The sequence below is a fragment of the Nocardia sp. NPDC050799 genome, from assembly GCF_040654015.1.
In the GTDB taxonomy this organism is placed as follows: Bacteria; Actinomycetota; Actinomycetes; order Mycobacteriales; family Mycobacteriaceae; genus Nocardia.
The window spans coordinates 17,297-33,638 of record NZ_JBFAHF010000018.1 but is presented as its reverse complement, the minus strand read 5'-3'; the positions used below and the strand labels follow the sequence as shown (position 1 = coordinate 33,638).

Sequence of the window (16,342 nt, the reverse complement as noted above, 5' to 3'; positions counted from 1 at the left end):
CGGGGGTACCGCCGAAACTCACCGCGGTCGCTCCCGTCAGATTCGTGCCGGTGAGCACGACCGTCGTCCCGCCGGCCACCGGGCCCGCATTCGGGGTGATGGCGGTCAGCGTGGGTACCGCGACGTAGGTGTAGGAGACCCCGTTGCTGGTGCCGCCGACTGTGGTGGCGGTGACCGACACCGTCCCGACCGAATGGGCAGGCGTCACCGCCGTGATCTGCGTCGAGGAGTTGACCGTGAACGAAGTCGCGGGGGTACCGCCGAAACTCACCGCGGTCGCTCCCGTCAGATTCGTGCCGGTGAGCACGACCGTCGTCCCGCCGGCCACCGGGCCCGCATTCGGGGCGATGGCGGTCAGCGTGGGTACCGCGACGTAGGTGTAAGAGAGACCGTTGCTTGTTCCGCCGGCTGTGGTGGCGGTGACCGACACTGTTCCGGCCGCACCTGCGGGAGCGACGGCTGTGATCTGCGTCGACGAGTTCACGGTGAACGAAGTCGCGGGGGTACCGCCGAAACTTACCGCGGTCGCTCCCGTCAGATTCGTGCCGGTGAGTACGACCGTCGTCCCGCCGGCCACCGGACCGGTATTCGGGGCGATGGCGGTCAGTGTCGGCACCGCGACGTAGGTGTAGGAGACCCCGTTACTCGTTCCGCCGGCTGTGGTGACCCTGACCAACACCGTCCCGACCGAATGGGCAGGCGCCACCGCCGTGATCTGCGTCGACGAGTTCACGGTGAACGAAGTCGCGGGGGTACCGCCGAAACTCACCGCGGTCGCTCCCGTCAGATTCGTACCGGTCAGCACGACGGTCGTCCCGCCGGCCACCGACCCCGAAGCCGGACTGATGCTGGTCAAGGCAGGAACCCCGACATAAGTGTAGGGCGACGGATTGCTCGTGCCGTCCAGCAGCGCCTGTACGGTGACGTTCACCGTGCCGGTTCCAGGCGGGGCGATGGCCGTGATCTGGGTATTGGAGTTGATGGTGAATGTCGTTGCCGTCGTGCCGAACCGGACAGTCAACGGGCCGACACCACTGAATCCGGAGCCGGTGATGATGACAGAGTTGAGACCCGCTGCAGGGCCGGAAGAGGGTGTCAGCGAGGTGATGACAGGGGCCATTTGCTTACCTTCGATTGGTGATCAGTGAAACGAGCTCTCCCGCAGCAGCACAGATCCAGCTGTTACTGGGGCATATATCCAGTAATCCTCCGGTGGAGGCACTTCGGCAATGCATCTCCGGTCCGATTTAGTCCGGTTTGTATCCGTTTCGGGCTCGGCCGGTCGCCCGTTCGATGGGTGCAGTACACGGGTGCGGTATTCGCCGGCGGGCTGTACGTCGGCCATGGCGGCGTAGATGTCGTCGCGGCCGAGCGGGCTGATCGGCCCGATGACGAGCATCGCCGCCATCACCGGATACACGGCGGTGGCTGGCGGCACCGATACCGCGATGCGGCACTTGCCGGATCGGGCCGGTGACCACGAAGTACAGATCTGGATGCCGTATCGAAGATCGTCGAGTTCACCCTGACGGCCACACTCGCCACGCTCGAGCCACGCCATCACGGAAAGTGGGCCTGATCCGAATTTCGATATCGTTTATCGATGAACTATGAAATCGCGCAGGATACGTGCGATGTGATCGGATCGGCGAAAAATGACGTTACTCGCTTCGGCTATCGGTAGGGCTTGGGGCTTGGGAGAGCGGTCGTCAATATTCCAGGACGAAACTGGACCACACTGCCTCTTCGGCAGCGGCAGCGGTTCGGTAGAGACGGTCACCGAGACCGTTCATCTGGTCGGGATCTGCCGCAACCACCGGTCGCTTGCTAGCGGTGCCGAGGGAGAAACCGCTGGTGCGGGTGCAGAATCCGAGACCGCCGAGGTAGATGTCATCGCTACCCAGCAGACCGGGCATTCGATCTCGAACAGTGTGGTACGGGAATTCTACGACATCGCCCCGGAGGACTTGGGCTTTCCTCGCAGGCGAAATGCTTTACCCACTCCATCATGCGGCCGGATTCGCTGTCGAACCGCGATACACGATAGGTGTCCTGCACCTCGACGTGCACCGCAGAATCAACGGCGCCGCAGAAGAACTGGCCGTAGATTCCTTCGCCTGTCAGCTCACCGGTTATCACACGCATGCTGTATCTCCACTGCGAAATCCTGCCGCGCATCATTTGCATGGGAGGTAGCGCCTCCGGGACCGCCGACGCTCGGACCTTGTGGCCACAGCTTTTCGAGGTCAGTTGGTGTGAGTGGGGCGCGGTAGGCCTGGCGGAGGACGTTCTCGATCACCGTGGGTTCTGCGTCGGCGAGGTTGGCGAACCAGTCGAGACCGGCTGCGTATGCCCACATGTACGTCCGCAGTTGTGGGTTTGTACTGCGGTCGGCGAGGAATCCGGCTATCTGGCTGTCCGTCCACCACGGGACCCGAGCGCGGGCGTGCTCGGCGCATCGTTCGATTGGGGTGTCGGAGTTCAGGGCGAGGTGGAGTTCGGACCGGACGAGGTGGGTGTAATGCACGAGCCTGGTACTGGCTACCAGGGGTTCATCGTCGGGAGTGATGAACAACGGCATGGCCTGCGCCCACCCCTCCAACAGGACTTGCTGAGGCCCGTGGACCGACAGCAGGCGCACCCAGGGGACGTCCTCCGTCGCGCAGCGAGCAGCGATGCTTGCGCTCTGCAGTCCGTGCCCGAGTATCTCGTGTAGTGCCATCTGCCGGGCACGCACTTCGGTGAAGTTGGCGTTGCGCATGTTCAGGCGGAGCCTGACGCGGTGACCCGCACCGTCGAGCCAATATGCCCAGTACGCGTCGACGTCGGCCGATTCGACGGTCAGATCGTAGGGGGCGTGGGACCCGGTCGCCTCCCGAACCGACGGCTCATACGCGATGGCGGCATGGCGGATCGCATCGGATGCGGCGGACGCATCGAGGGGCCCGTCGATCTCTGCGAGCGTCGCGGCGGTGTTCTTATTCCACGCGACGCCCCGTGCTGCGAGGGCTTCGCGGGCTATCTCGCCTCTTTCGCTGACGTAGTCCTCGGGCCAGCCCGCTGCGGAGCAGCCTTGAGTGGCGTGTATGTATTCCCCGAGGGGTGGCCGTTCACCCATGAGTGAACGTAGATAAGCCAGGTCGGCGTCGATGCGTTGCGTGACGGATGAATGGCCGGCATCAGTTCGTAGTTCGCTGAGTCGTCGGAACGTCGTCAGGCGATCAGCCGGTGCGGGTTGCTCACCAGGTAGAGGATGGAAGTCGAAATCGATCACAGGGGGAGCGCCGCGCTCGCGTTCGTGCCTGTCCCAAGCACGTAGGGCATCCTCCACGGAATCACGCGTACTCACGCGCACTCCCACCGCAATGTGACCGACTGGTTCGGTCGCAAAAACTCTCGGGTGAGACCGATGACTACATCGTTCCCTTCGCAGTCCCAGATCAAGCTCTCTGTAGCAGAGTTCTCCGATCCATCCTGGTGCGCCTCCACGGCTGTGCAGCTAGCCAAATCTCCTACCCCGCAATGTCGCACGGTTATACCGAACCGCCTGGTATAACGATGAATCGATCGACGCCAATAGAACGCATCGACGAACCGCCCACCTTCGCAAACGTACTCCGCCACTACGGTTTCCCCTGGCAGGACTGGTGGGGACAATTGGCAAGCGAACTTGGAAAGATGCGCCGTATCGTGGATGCGCTGAATGGCAACCCGCCGCTCAGGCCGACGCACCGGCGCGATGTTCAATTTTCCATCGGTGTATTCAAACCATAATTCCTGAGCTATCCGTGTCAATGGCCGGGTGGTGAGGTTGATCAGCTCGTGATGGAAGGTCAAACGTGCCGATCCGGTGCTATCGATATGAATATCGATAGCGCTATCGAGTTCGACAATATTGCCGGTCAGGTGCGCAAGCTGGTTCACAAAACGGCCTTCGAACTGCCCCGAGTTCGCGAGTTTCGTCAGTGCCTGCGCTACCTTCCTGGTCGCGATGGCAGCTCCATTGGATTCAGACGGAGACGATACTGCTGGGCCCGGAACCGACTGCCCTGGATCAGAGGGCCCCCATTCAATGCTGGAGACCAGTGGCCGATCGATACGACTCGCGACAAGCTCTGAAAAGCCTTCGGGCTCGGCTGCTGCTGAGGTCACTGCGCCAGAAACAAGCTCCCCATCGCGAACGGTATAGGGCTCGAACAACTGTGCTGCCGTCAACCCGGGGAACATCTTCTCCAGCACCCTGCAATGGTGAGGGTAAGGCAGGCTTACTAGGTCGCCGGAGAGCCACCGATGAAACTGCGCCCGGCTCGGAGCCGTCCCGACAAGGTCCGGGTCGATCGCTCGGGCAGCTCTGTCGTATTCACGGCAGAAGGCGGTATGTGGTTGCCAATGCTTCTGTCGCAATTCGGCTTTGAGTCGAATCACCTCAGCCACGTATGGATCCCACCTCCTCCCGACATTGCGACCGAACCTAACACAGACGAGCCCCAGACGAGACAGGACGGGATCAGAAGAGCCTGGACGGTACTCAAATGGCGTAGAGATGCGATGTCGCCCAGCAGCACAGTTGTAGCCACGAACCACGACGGTTCGTACGAACAACGGCGACGAGCGAGCAGCGCGCTACGGCTTACCGCCCGCCCCGACGCCATCCGGAGGTGCCAGACGAAGCGAAAGAGGAGGTCGATGAAATCGCAGCCGACGATTTGTGTCCGGGATCCGGTCGGTGCGGATACGACCCGGCCCAGCATCGCCCGCGTGTACGACTACAGCCTTGGTGGTAAGGACAACTACGCGGTCGACCGTGCGGCGTTCGATGCGGTTCTCGAAGTCGCGCCGGGCCAGGGTGAGGTGTCGCGGATGAACCGGCGGTGGCTGCGTCGGGTGGTGCGGTATCTGGCCGGCTCGGCGGAGATCGATCAGTTTCTGGATATCGGTGCGGGGCTGCCCACGGTGATCAATACCCATCAGGTCGCCCAGCAGGAGAACCGGAACGCGCGGGTTGTCTACGTCGACAACGATCCCCTGTGTATCGCACACGGCCGGGCATTGCTCGAGCAGAACGAGAACACCCACTACGTCTGCGGTGACCTTCTCGAGGACGAGACCTTGCTGGAGAACCCCGATGTGGCCGACTATCTGGAACCGGACCGGCCGATCGGACTGATCGTGTGTGGGCTGTTGCAGCACGTCGCCGACGGTCTCGATCCGGCAGGAGTGATGCGCGAGTACACCCGGCGGCTTCCTGCCGGCTCGTATGTCGCGGCCACCAATTTCTGGGACCCTGCCGACGAGAATCCCGAATCGCATGTACTCGCCCGGCAACTGGAGCATGCCTTTACCGGCCTGGGCTTGGGCACGGGTTGGTACCGAACCCGGGAACAGCAGCTCGAATACTTCGACGGGCTGGAACTCCTCACACCCGGTCTGGCCGAGCTCGAGGGCTGGTGGCCGCCGGGGCCGCCGACTCGCCCGCAGTTACCCGAGGAACGACTGGTCCTCGGCGGTCTCGGCTACAAGCCGCTACCGGATCCGTCTCGAATTCTTCCTCGCTGAATTGATCGGCCGCGCTGCGGCGGTGCTCGAACCTGTTCTGCGCGTGTGCCGCCCATGTCACACGCGTGCGCTGTGTAGCCGTATTCCCCGAATCACGCGTGTGTCGCTGGGGGACACACGCGATACCCGTCTTCATCTCGATCTGTTCGGAGTGTGATCAGCCATGTCCTTTTCGCGTTCTGCGCGGGATTCCATCCTCATCGTCGGTGCCGGTCCGACCGGGCTCACGCTCGGCATCGAGCTGCTGCGCCGGGGCGTGGAGTGCCGGGTGATCGACAGACTCACCGGCCCCGTGCTGACGTCACGGTCGTTCACCGTGCACACCCGCACCCTCGAGCTGCTGGAGCTGGCCGGGGTGGTCGACGAATTCCAGGACAGGGGGCTGCGGGGTGAGTGGATGGACTACAGATTCCAGGGTTTCGACGAGAAAGTGCGGCTGGACTTCACCGCACTCGACAGCCGATACCCGCACTTCCGGACAATAAGTCAGCGGGACACCGAGGAGATCCTGTGCCGGCACTTCACCGCGCTCGGCGGGACCGTCGACTGGCATACCGAGCTGGTAGCGGTGACCGTCGACTCGGATGGTGCGGTCGCCGCCACGGTGCGGGACACGAACAGCGGAGACACCGAAACCGTCCGCCCGGAGTGGCTGATCGGGTGCGACGGCGTGCACAGCACCGTGGCGGGGTATCTGGGGGCGGAGGTGAGCCGGTCGGAGTACGTGGGTACGGCGATGCGGATGATGGACGTGGGTTTGCGGTTGCGCGGTTGCCCGGTCGAGGTCGGCGGTGTCGAGTACCGCATCACGCGGGATCACATGTTGTTGACGACCGCGCTGCCCGGCGGTGTGTGGCGGGTGTTGATCAGCGAGCCGGGCGATGCCCGCACTGTCGATGCCTCTGCCGAAGCGTTCCAAGAAGTGCTCGATAAGCATTTCCACGGCGCGGTCGGGTTGGAGACTCCGCAGTGGACGACGGTGTTCCGGACGCGGCGGCGCATCACCTCGCGTTATCGCAACGGCCGGATCTTCGTGTGCGGCGATGCCGGGCACGAACGTTCCCCGGCGGGTGGGCAGGGCAAGAACACCTCGATGCAGGACGCGTTCAACCTCGGGTGGAAGCTGGCCGCGGTGGCGACCGGCCACGCCCCGGAGGCACTGTTGGACACCTACGAGACAGAGCGTCGCCCGATCGCCGAACAGGTGATCGCGGGCACCCACGAGCTGCACTCGGTGCTGATGAACCACGGCATCCCGGTCGCCGAGCGGCTGGCGATCGCCCGTGCGCCCGGGTTCACCGAGCGGGCGGTGGGCCGGATCTCCGCCCTCGCGTTCGGATATCGGCACGCCGTGGCACAGGGCACGTCGGCGCAGAAGGTGGTGGACGCGTTGTCGGCCGGTGACCGCGCTCCCGACACCGAGATCACCCCGCGGCTGCGGCTGCACGAACGGCTGCGTCACGGCGGGCACACCCTGCTGGTGACCCACCGCGACCCGCGTCGCGTCGCACACACCTCAGCGCTGCTCGCCCATGTCCATCAGCAGTTCGGCGACCGGGTCGAACCCCTTGTGGTCACCCCGCCCGGATACCACGGGACCGCCCCGGCCGGTGCCGTCACCGCCGACAGTCGTCGAATCCACGACCTCTACGGGGCGACCGAGGGCGATGCGGTGTGCGTGATCCGGCCCGACGGCTACCTCGGCGGCCACTATCACCTCACCGACCAGCGCGCACTGTTCACGGCGCTGCGCGCAGCACTGACCTGACCGGCGGGCTCGCCACCTCCCTCATCGCCCGTGGGTGGACCTGCGCGCCCCGGACGCACTTCTCCGTTTTCTCCTACTTCTGCACGGAAATGGACCATGTCTACGCCACCTTCGATCTCTCATCCCGGTGCCGGGCGCCGCAGCCGGTGCCCGGTCGCGTACACCGAACCGGAGGCTGCCGGCGGGCCGCGGGTGCCCCTGTACACCCCGGAGTTCGCTGCCGACCCGCACCGCGCCTACCGCGAGATGCGCGCCGCATACGGTGATCTGGCACCGGTCGAACTCGCGCCCGGAGTACCGGCCACGCTGGTGCTCGGCTACGAGACCGCGGTCCGGATCCTGCACGATGTCGAACATTTCCCGACCGACCCGCGGATTTGGCAGCAGACGGTACCCGCGGACTCGCCGGTGTTGCCGATGATGCGCTGGTACCCGGCGGCCCGCTACAGCAGCGGGGCCGCGCACCAGCGTTATCGGCAGGCGTCGAAGGCCGCCATCGACGCCGTCGACGGCCACGCCATGCACGCCACCGTCGAACAACTCGCGGTCCCGCTGATCAACGGCTTCTGCGGCACCGGATCGGCCGAGCTGGTCGCCGACTACGCCCGCCCGCTGGTGGTCGCAGTCCTCAACCGGATCATGGGCTGCCCGCCCGGCATCGGGGCGCGGGTCACCGCGGGGATGGCGGCGCGTTTCGACACCGTCGGCGCCGCCGAAGGGACCGTCCGGCTGCGGAGCGCGCTCACGGAACTGATCGAGTTGAAACGCGACCGGCCGGGCGACGACGCCACCTCCCGCCTGCTGGCCCACCCGCATGCCCTCGACGACGCCGAAGTGCTCGCTCAGCTGATGAGCTTCTACGGGGCCGGTGGGGAAGCGCAACCGAACCTGATCACCAACGCGCTGCTGCTGATGCTGACCGACGAGCGCTTCGGCGGCGGACTGATCGGTGGGAGTCTGGCGACGCGGGACGCCCTGGACGAGGTGTTGGTCCACGACCCGCCGATGGCGAACTTCTGCACCACCTACCCCCGCACCCCCGTACTCGTCGGCGCCACCTGGCTGCCCGCCCATCAGCCCGTGCTCATCAGCCTCGCCGCCGCCGATACCGGCCCGGCGATCGCCGACGGTGACCACACCGGCAATCGTTCCCACCTCGCTTGGAGCACGGGCCCGCACGCGTGCCCGGCCCGCGCCATCGCCTACCTGATCGTGCAGGAGGCGATCGACCAACTGCTGGACGCGATCCCGGATATGGCACTGGCCGTCCCGGCCGGGGGCCTGGTATGGCGGCCCGGACCGTTCCACCGGGCCCTGGCCGCGCTGCCGGTCACCTTCCGTCCGGGCCCTCCGATCAACCTGCCGTCGTGCGACACCACCTCGGGATGATCGTGAGTTCGCTGGCCGCGCACCGACTCATCGCCCTCTACGAGACGCGCCCGCCCCGCAGCGCGCCGCCGGCCGAGGTGACCGGGCCCCCTGCGGAGACCGGGCCCGCGCCCACCTCGGCACACGGCGGCGACTGCACTCTGGATTCGGGATTCGCTTCCCTGGACGAGGCATTGCGGGAGCGCGCGGCGCACCGCGACCACGCACCGCTCTGCCACCGGTATCTGGGGGCGATCGCCTACCTCGGTGGCCTGCACGACGACAGCTACGAGTAGCCCGCGTGCTCATCGTCGAGCGCGGAGGACTCGAGCGATGTCCGTGCGGACCGACACACTGAGGCGCTGGGGCGTGACCACCCGGTCAGGAGAAGTTCAGGACCACCCGGCCGCGGAGTCCGCCGCGTTCGAGCATGCGGTGGGCTTCGGCCGCTTCGCCGGCGGGGAGCACAGCGGCGACGTGCAGGGTGAGCGCGCCGTCTTCGGCGTAGCGACGCAGGGTATCCAGACGTTCGGTGTCGGTGATGCCGTCGGTGACCATGACCGGGCACACCCGGATTCCGCGTTCGGCCGGCCCGGACCAGCCCCGCAACTCGGCCAGTGTGCCGCCGTCGGCGAGGGCGGGCAGTGTCCGGGTGGTCTGCATCGAACCGTCCACGAGGCCGGGAACGCCCTGCGGCACCAGCGCGCGGATCCGGTCGCCGATATCGGCGCCGCGGGGCACGACATGGTCGGCGCCGAAACCGCGTACCCGGTCGATGTCGTGTGGGGCGGCATCTGCGATGACGGTCAACCCGTCGGCCTTCGCGAGCTGCACCGCGTATCCGCCGACAGCGCCGGCCGCCCCGGTCACGGCGATGGTGGCGCCGGCGGGCACGGCCAGCGCGTCCAATGCGAGGCGGGCGGTCATGGCGTTCATCAGCAGGGTGGAGGCGGCGGGGAAATCGGCGCTCTCGGGAGCGGGGACCACCGAGGCGGCCGGTACCACGACATGTTCGGCATAGGCTCCGCCGTGCGGGCCGGTGAACAGCACCATGGCGATCACGTGCTGGCCCATGCCGAGGCGGTCACCGGTTCCCGGTCCGAGTTGATCGATTACGCCGGCGGCGTCCATCCCGGGCACGAACGGTGGCCGCCGGTCCGGCATCCGGACGGCGTGGCCGCCCGTGCGCAACAGGACATCGGTCGGGTTCACCGCGGCGGCGTGCACACGGATGCGGACTTCACCCGGGCCGGCCTGGGGTTCGGGCAATTCCAGCACCCGCAGGACGTCGGGACCGCCGAATTCGTGGAAACCGATAGCCTTCATACCCCGGCGCAACCTGTTGCGGCGGTACGGCATTCCCGCGCCGGGGACGGCTCGATGCCCGGCACCGGCACCGGCAGCGGCACCGATATACGGCGCGACGGCACCGGCGGTCGGCGACCCGGAGGCCGCATGTGGCCCGTTACGGGCCGATTCCGGTGAGGGAGAAGAACTCCTGGCGGGATCGGGCGTCTTCACGCAGGGTGCCGAGCAGTGTGGAGGTGACGGTGGTGGCACCGACCGCCTGCACTCCGCGCAGAGTCATGCAGGTGTGCTCGGCCTCGATGACCACGCCGACACCCTTGGGCTGCAGATGCCGGTCGAGCCAGTCGGCGACCTGTTTGGTCAGCCGTTCCTGGACTTGCGGCCGACGCGAGAAGTGCTCGACGATCCGGGCCAGTTTCGACAGACCGAGAATGCGGTCGCCGGGCAGGTAGCCGACGTGCGCGACACCCACGAACGGCAGCAGGTGATGCTCGCACACCGACCGCAGCGGGATCCGGCGGGCCAGCACCAGTTCGTCGTAGCCCTCCTCGTTCGGGAAGGTCGTCAGATCGAACGCGCGCGGGGTGAACAACTCGGCATAGGCCCGGGCCATCCGTCCCGGCGTGGCCTGGAGATGTTCGCTGTCCAGGCGGACGCCGAGGGCGGTGAGAAAGGTGCGGGCGGCGTCCTCGGCGGCGGTCAGATCAACAGCGCCGAGGTCGTGGACGACACGTAGGGCAGGCTCGGACACGGTCAGCTTCCCCCGACACCGAGCGCGGTGAGCAGCACCAGAACGAGGGTGGCGACCGCGAACACACCGTGCCCGCCGACGACCGCCACCGGGAAGTGCCGCTCGGGCGGCGTCTTGCCCACCAATCCGGTGGTACGGGCGCGGTAAACCGGCAGCCAGCGCGCCAGCATCACGAATCCGAGCAGCGCGACGGGAACCAGCAACCCGAACGCGACCCAGGCCAGCGCGTCGTTGTCGACGGCGAGATAGACGATCCACACTACCAGCCCGGTCACGGCGAGCAGGAAGTGCCCGAACACCACCGGAACGGGAAGATGGCTGGAACCCGAATCACGTGCACCGCCTTTGGCGATCCACGTGCCCAACAGGACGAAGCCGCCGACCGCGGTGAGCAGCCAGAGGATCAGAGCTGCGATGCCCATGATGACTCCTGAGAACGAGAAGGGACAAAGGGAGAGGTCAGCGGCGGAAACCGGTGGCCTGGGTGCGCTCGTCGGCGACCCGCACGCCGTAGTGGTAGGCGAGTTTGCCGCCCAGATAACCCGACACCGCCAGCACCACGACGGCGGCGATCGACAGGGCCAGCGGGCCACCCGTGACGGCGACGTCGGCATCGGTGCCGGCGGCGCGCCACCAGAAATCGAGTGCGAACGCCACGGTGACCGCCAGATTGAGGCTCATATGCACCAGCCCGGTCCGGAAGGCGGGGGTGCCGGTGGGGATCGCGAACAGGTCCAGAAACCCGACCGTCGCCGCGGCGAGCGCGCCCAGCACCCCGATCGCGATCAGCCACTGTGCGCCCCGCGCCAGGAATCCGGGGTCGTCGACCAGGTGCGAGCCGATATCGAACACCACGCTGGCCAGCCATGATCCGATCGGCACGGTGACCAGGATCGGATGGAACGGGTGTCCGTACGGCCCGGCCAGCACGGCGCTGACCGGGCGTTTGGCCTGCTGCCAGTCATCGGTCATGACAACCTCCGCGCCACCCGGGAAGTAATTACACCAATAGATTTTGGTTCAATTGGGGGGAGTGGTCAAGAGCCGCCTCTCCGTCCGCCGTCCGGCCCGTTCCACACAATCTGATCGGCGTTATTGTGGACGGGTGACCAGTGAAGCCGATATCGGCGCCGTTGCCGCACTGGACGACGATCTACGCCGGAACATGTACTGGTTCATCCGGCGCGCCGGACGTCCCGTCACCCGTGACGAAGCCGCCGAACACGTCGGGATATCCCGCAAACTCGCCGCGTTCCACCTCGACAAACTCGTCGACACCGGGCTACTACGGGCCCACTACGAACACGTCGGCGGAATCCGGCGCGTCGGACGGGCACCGAAAGTGTACGAACCCGCCGATATCGAAGTACGCGTCAGCATTCCCGAACGCCGCCACGAGATCCTCGCCGAAATATTGATGCAGGCCGTCCTCACCGAGGCTACCGGGGAATCCGCGCGCGATGCCACCCTGCGCGTCGCCGGGGACCGGGGCACCGCCACCGGCCGGGAAATCCGTGAACGGCTACGGCCGGGCCGGCTCGGCGCCGAACGCGCCATCACCCTCCTGGCCGCCACACTCGGTGAGCAGGGTTTCGAACCTGCCCGGACCGCCCCGGCCTGCCTGCGGCTGCGCAATTGCCCCTTCCATCCGCTGGCGGCTCGAGCGCCCGACCTGGTGTGCTCGCTCAATCACGCGTACCTCAGCGGGCTGCTCCACGGTCTGGAAGCGGACGCCGTCCACGCCGACCTCGCCCCCGCCGCCGGTGAATGCTGCGTCGAAATCCACGCCGAACCCGACTCCTGAGCGGCCGCGGTTATCTCCTGCGCGAATATGTCGGCACAGTGGTACCGGTTGGTGCCGGGCGTTCCGGCCATCGCTGGTCGGACGCGCTTGCTGCCCGGATCTCCAATCTCCGGACCAGGCGCGGGGGCCGGCGGCATACCGGGTAGCCCGCATCACATCCTCGGCGGAATAGAACCCGCGCCGGTCCCGTTGGAACACCTGTCGGCGTCCGGACAGCCCCGGGCCTCACCCCTTCAGTCGCTATGAGCGACCACTCGCCGAGAGGCGCTTGTGGGACGTCGACACCCCGACCGAACGCCGCCGGACCTCGTGCCCGGCGGCGTTTCGCGCGTTACCGGCCCGGGTCGGTCTCCGGCGTCCGGGGAGTGCTGCTGCCGCAGCCGGCCGCGTGCGTATCAGTAGGCGCTCGGGGCGCAGGGGTTCGGCAGAGACGACAGGGTGGCGAGGTCGCAGACGCCGCCGGTCAGCATTTGGAAGGGCGTGAGGGCCAAGAGCACGATGATCCCGATGATGTCGCCGCGCTGGACGGTTTCGACCGCCGACTGCGCGGCCGCCGACCCCGAATCCAGCATGGCCGAGCCGGTCCCGGTTTCGGCAGCGGCCACAGGTGCGGGGGCCGGGGCAACGGGGGGAGCGGCCGTCGCGCCGGCCGCGGTGGCGATCAGGCCGGCCGCCGCAATCGAGGTGACGGCCGAGCGCAGGGGAGTGTGCATCATCGTATTTCCTTCTGGGGGCGGCGAACGGGTGTGGGATGGGTTCGGGTCACGGGTACGAGACGAGGTCGTCGTCCGGCGGCTTCGACGCATCGCGCCTGTCGAGTCGGTCCATCGTCCCCAGCTCCTCATCGAGTCGAAACGGCCCCGCCTGGTATGCCAACCAGTAGAGAATACTCAGTAACTTATCAGCACAGGCCGTCCGGCTCTTCAAATTCGGCTATCAAGCGATTATCGGCCTATCAGCGGGAGAATTAACGGAATATTTGTCGCCGCAAGCTAGTAGGTTCGGAAAAACTATGCCATATCCATGCGCGAAAAGAGTGTGTCAAAACTTTCAGGTGAGAGAACTGTCATGAACATTACTGGGATGTATGCAGCCGAACCGCGCCCCGGGGGGAACGTCTGTGATGCGGCGGGAGCCGGCCTCGAACGAAGCCGACTCGCCCGCGCGAGGCGAGACGGGATTCCGCCGGCATGTCGATAGCCTGTCGGAATGGCAGCGACCGAGACCGGTGACGATAGCGTTCCCGCGAAGCGTCATCGCCGGCCGGCGGGTGTCGGCGATACGACGGTCGAGGCGGTGGGCAAGTTGTCCGAAGCCTTCGAGATCACCGAGCGCGCCCGCGGGCATCTGTACGCGTTCCATCAGCTGACCGGCGGCGCCGACCTCGCCTTGGGGCGGGCGGCTGCTTTGTTGGGGGAGGCAGGTCACGACCACCTCGCCGATCGAATCACGGCCGACCTGATCGGCCGCAATGTCCTGGAGGGCCGGTGGACCTTCCAGGTCGTCGAGGAGTACGACGACGGGTACTACAGCTTGTTCCGCGAAATAGAACGCGAAGTTCGGGACGAATTGCTCCAGGGCCGGAGTCACGTCTACGAAGCGGAGATGAAGGAAGCACGTCGTACCCACGGCCGACCCGGCCACGAGGCGCGGCCGCAGGCGAATTCCTGAACCGGGATTCGGCCTATGGTGTCCACGGTATCTGAATGAGTCCGGCGGTCGGCCGGTGATCCGGTCGGTGAAGTCCGTAGCCAACCACCGCGGCCGGTGGTAGATTCGGCATCGGCTCGTTGCGCCCCTTCTGATGTGGGCTGATTATTCCTCCGGCCGAATCCAGGATTCATGATCGCGAGATTCGCGATCACCCGGCGCCCGATTTCTCCGGCGAGCCGATTCCGAACCACCACAAGCACTTCGGTCTGTTCGGCGTCCGCCGGACCGGCCGAGTAAGGATCCCCTGATGACTGCTCCGACCCGCACCACCGGCACCGAACGCGAACTGCTCGAGACCATGCTCGATAAGGCGCGCACCGACCTTGTCGACACGGTGCGCGGACTGTCCGAAACCGACGCCAGGCGCCGGCTGGTATCGTCGCTGACCACCCCGATCGCCCTGATCAAGCACGCCGCGTACGCCGAACGAATGTGGTTCCAGCGCACGCTCGGACGGCTCGCCGACGCCGACTGCGACGGTCCGCTGTGGGCGCACGGCGGGTTCCATGTGGACGATGCGGAAACCGTGGCCGAGGTGATCGCGGAGTTCGAACGCGCGAGTGCTCGAGCCAGGTCCGTCGCGGCGGGGATGCCCCTGGACGAGACCCGCGAGCACCCGCGCGTGGGTGTTGTCAGCCTTCGCTGGATCTATCTGGCCATGACCGCCGAGTTCGCCCGGCATGCCGGCCACGGTGACATCCTGCGCGAGCAGATCCGGGCCGGGGCCGGTGATTTCGCGGAATCACCGGCACAGCTCAGCTGACGGTGACGTCGACGGTGACCGGGATGTTGCCGCGGGTGGCGTTGGAGTAGGGACACACCGCGTGCGCGGCCGCGACCAACGAGTCGGCGGCGGCCTGTTCGATGCCGCCCATTTCCACGTGGAGTGCGGCGGAGAGGCTGAAACCGCCCTGCTCGGTGCGGTGCACGCCGATCTCGGCGACGACCGCCGAATCGGTGAAACCGATCTTCTGTCCGGCGGCGACGGCCTTCAAAGCGGAGTGGAAGCAGGAGGCCCAGCCGGCGGCGAAGAGCTGTTCGGGGTTCGTCGCGCCACCCGGCCCGCCCATTTCCCGCGGGATGGCGAGGGTGACATCGATCAGCCCGTCGTTGCTGGCCGCGCGTCCTCCGGCGCGGCCGTCTCCGGTCGAGGTGGCGATGGCGGTGTAGACGGATTCGGACATGATGTTCTCCTTCGATGGTGAGGGTGCCACTGCGTATGGGCCGGCGATGACGCGGCGGTCACGGCCGGATCCGGCCGATGGTCGGGAGGTGGGGGTCGGGTGCCGGGAGCGGCCCGGCGGCGCCTCGGAGGCGGGCGACGGTGGTCGGCTCATCGCCCCCGTGCCCCGCGGCGGTGCAGGCGGATCGCCGAGATCAGGAAGAAGATGCCGCCCAGCGTCGCGTATCCGGCGAGGGTGGTGAGGGACGCGTTCGGTGCGCCGGCGCCCGCGACAAAGCTCGCGCCGGCGAGGGTGGAGATTCCGCCGCTCAGGATCATCGCCCACTGGCCGCCGAGCCGGTACCGCAAGATCGCGACGATCAACTGCACGATGCCCGCGGTGATCGCCCAGGCGCCCCATACCCGCAGGACGTCGGGAATGCCCGAGGTGACGGCCGCGGCCAGTCCGATGGCGGTGAACAGGCTCAGGACCATGTTGAGGTACAGCGGTGCCTTCGGCCGTGCGGCGCCCGAGGTGCGGAAGTCGATCACGGCCGCCGCCACGTCGAACAGCGGGTAGAGCACCAGCAGGGCGATGCTGACCGGGGTGAGCGTCGCGGCCGCTCCCAGCATCAGGACTGCCCAGACGACGGCGAATCCGAAGCGGGCGTAGTACAGGTTCCGCAGCCCCTCGGTGCGGCCGGCGGTCTCGGCGACAGTGCCGGCCACACCGGTCTCGATTGAACTGGACATCAGACTCTCTTTCGATGGTCGAGGCGGTCGAGGTGTGACTGCGTCGGGAGAAAGAACGATCGGTATACCTGGAGTGTGCTGGACACGGGATCGCCTTGTCAATACCGATCGTTCTTTCTGCTAGCCTCGGGGTGAAAGTTCGAGAGAGGGGAAGAAGTC

Annotated in this window: 19 protein-coding genes; 7 read left to right on the top strand and 12 right to left on the bottom strand. The window is 66.6% G+C overall.

The annotated features are described in order from the left end of the window. The 5 genes from AB0H42_RS19660 to AB0H42_RS19640 all read right to left on the bottom strand — a co-directional run. Positions 1–1,120, bottom strand: a 1,120-nt coding sequence (locus AB0H42_RS19660) for an IPT/TIG domain-containing protein (protein WP_357057644.1), incomplete at its 3' end; no start/stop codon positions are given. Positions 1,121–1,141: 21 nt separating this feature from the next. Continuing rightward, a complete protein-coding gene (locus tag AB0H42_RS19655; protein ID WP_357057642.1) occupies positions 1,142–1,561 on the bottom strand; it encodes a hypothetical protein in 420 nt (139 codons plus the stop codon). Positions 1,562–1,709: 148 nt separating this feature from the next. Then, positions 1,710–1,916, bottom strand: coding sequence for a hypothetical protein (locus AB0H42_RS19650; protein ID WP_357057640.1), 207 nt, complete (start codon positions 1,914–1,916; stop codon positions 1,710–1,712). A 209-nt stretch (positions 1,917–2,125) separates the two neighbouring features. Then, entirely contained in the window at positions 2,126–3,274 is a 1,149-nt protein-coding gene (locus AB0H42_RS19645; RefSeq protein ID WP_357057638.1) for a hypothetical protein, read from the bottom strand. 71 nt (positions 3,275–3,345) lie between these two features. Next, on the bottom strand, positions 3,346–4,239 hold the full coding sequence (locus AB0H42_RS19640; protein ID WP_357057636.1) for a hypothetical protein: 894 nt from the start codon (positions 4,237–4,239) through the stop codon (positions 3,346–3,348). A gap of 447 nt (positions 4,240–4,686) precedes the next feature. Between AB0H42_RS19640 and AB0H42_RS19635 the strand changes: the two genes are divergently transcribed. From AB0H42_RS19635 to AB0H42_RS19620, 4 genes are all read left to right on the top strand, one after another. Then, a complete protein-coding gene (locus AB0H42_RS19635; protein WP_357057634.1) occupies positions 4,687–5,556 on the top strand; it encodes an SAM-dependent methyltransferase in 870 nt (289 codons plus the stop codon). 163 nt (positions 5,557–5,719) lie between these two features. Next, positions 5,720–7,324 carry an FAD-dependent monooxygenase gene (locus AB0H42_RS19630; RefSeq protein ID WP_357057632.1) on the top strand — a complete coding sequence of 535 codons (1,605 nt, stop codon included), beginning with the start codon at positions 5,720–5,722 and terminating at the stop codon, positions 7,322–7,324. A 96-nt stretch (positions 7,325–7,420) separates the two neighbouring features. After that, on the top strand, positions 7,421–8,713 hold the full coding sequence (locus AB0H42_RS19625; RefSeq protein WP_357057631.1) for a cytochrome P450: 1,293 nt from the start codon (positions 7,421–7,423) through the stop codon (positions 8,711–8,713). Next, a complete protein-coding gene (locus AB0H42_RS19620; protein WP_357057629.1) occupies positions 8,692–8,988 on the top strand; it encodes a hypothetical protein in 297 nt (98 codons plus the stop codon). Before AB0H42_RS19625 ends, AB0H42_RS19620 begins: the two co-directional genes overlap by 22 nt. 85 nt (positions 8,989–9,073) lie before the next feature. Here AB0H42_RS19620 and AB0H42_RS19615 read toward each other — a convergent pair whose 3' ends face one another. The 4 genes from AB0H42_RS19615 to AB0H42_RS19600 form a co-directional block, all read right to left on the bottom strand. After that, complete coding sequence (locus tag AB0H42_RS19615; protein WP_357057627.1) at positions 9,074–10,018, bottom strand: NADP-dependent oxidoreductase; 945 nt, start codon at positions 10,016–10,018, stop codon at positions 9,074–9,076. 139 nt (positions 10,019–10,157) lie between these two features. After that, on the bottom strand, positions 10,158–10,751 hold the full coding sequence (gene folE / locus AB0H42_RS19610) for a GTP cyclohydrolase I FolE (protein WP_357057625.1): 594 nt from the start codon (positions 10,749–10,751) through the stop codon (positions 10,158–10,160). Between the two features lie 2 nt (positions 10,752–10,753). Beyond that, positions 10,754–11,173, bottom strand: a complete 420-nt coding sequence (locus tag AB0H42_RS19605; protein ID WP_357057624.1) for a hypothetical protein — start codon at positions 11,171–11,173, stop codon at positions 10,754–10,756. A gap of 37 nt (positions 11,174–11,210) precedes the next feature. Next, complete coding sequence (locus AB0H42_RS19600; RefSeq protein ID WP_357057622.1) at positions 11,211–11,723, bottom strand: DUF2231 domain-containing protein; 513 nt, start codon at positions 11,721–11,723, stop codon at positions 11,211–11,213. A 133-nt stretch (positions 11,724–11,856) separates the two neighbouring features. Between AB0H42_RS19600 and AB0H42_RS19595 the strand changes: the two genes are divergently transcribed. Next, a complete protein-coding gene (locus AB0H42_RS19595; protein WP_357057620.1) occupies positions 11,857–12,555 on the top strand; it encodes a transcriptional regulator in 699 nt (232 codons plus the stop codon). Positions 12,556–12,950: 395 nt separating this feature from the next. On the opposite strand, the gene AB0H42_RS19590 is transcribed toward AB0H42_RS19595, so the two are convergent. Further along, positions 12,951–13,271: a hypothetical protein gene (locus tag AB0H42_RS19590; protein ID WP_357057618.1), complete on the bottom strand. Its 321-nt coding sequence runs from the start codon at positions 13,269–13,271 to the stop codon at positions 12,951–12,953. A 493-nt stretch (positions 13,272–13,764) separates the two neighbouring features. Between AB0H42_RS19590 and AB0H42_RS19585 the strand changes: the two genes are divergently transcribed. Further along, entirely contained in the window at positions 13,765–14,226 is a 462-nt protein-coding gene (locus AB0H42_RS19585) for a hypothetical protein (protein WP_357057616.1), read from the top strand. 289 nt (positions 14,227–14,515) lie between these two features. Then, positions 14,516–15,031 carry a DinB family protein gene (locus tag AB0H42_RS19580; protein ID WP_357057614.1) on the top strand — a complete coding sequence of 172 codons (516 nt, stop codon included), beginning with the start codon at positions 14,516–14,518 and terminating at the stop codon, positions 15,029–15,031. Here AB0H42_RS19580 and AB0H42_RS19575 read toward each other — a convergent pair. Both AB0H42_RS19575 and AB0H42_RS19570 read right to left on the bottom strand, forming a co-directional pair. Next, positions 15,024–15,452: an organic hydroperoxide resistance protein gene (locus tag AB0H42_RS19575; protein ID WP_357057612.1), complete on the bottom strand. Its 429-nt coding sequence runs from the start codon at positions 15,450–15,452 to the stop codon at positions 15,024–15,026. The two genes, AB0H42_RS19580 and AB0H42_RS19575, sit on opposite strands and share 8 nt — an antisense overlap. Before the next feature lie 149 nt (positions 15,453–15,601). Then, a complete protein-coding gene (locus AB0H42_RS19570) occupies positions 15,602–16,183 on the bottom strand; it encodes a hypothetical protein (RefSeq protein ID WP_357057610.1) in 582 nt (193 codons plus the stop codon). Between the last annotated feature and the right edge of the window lie 159 nt (positions 16,184–16,342).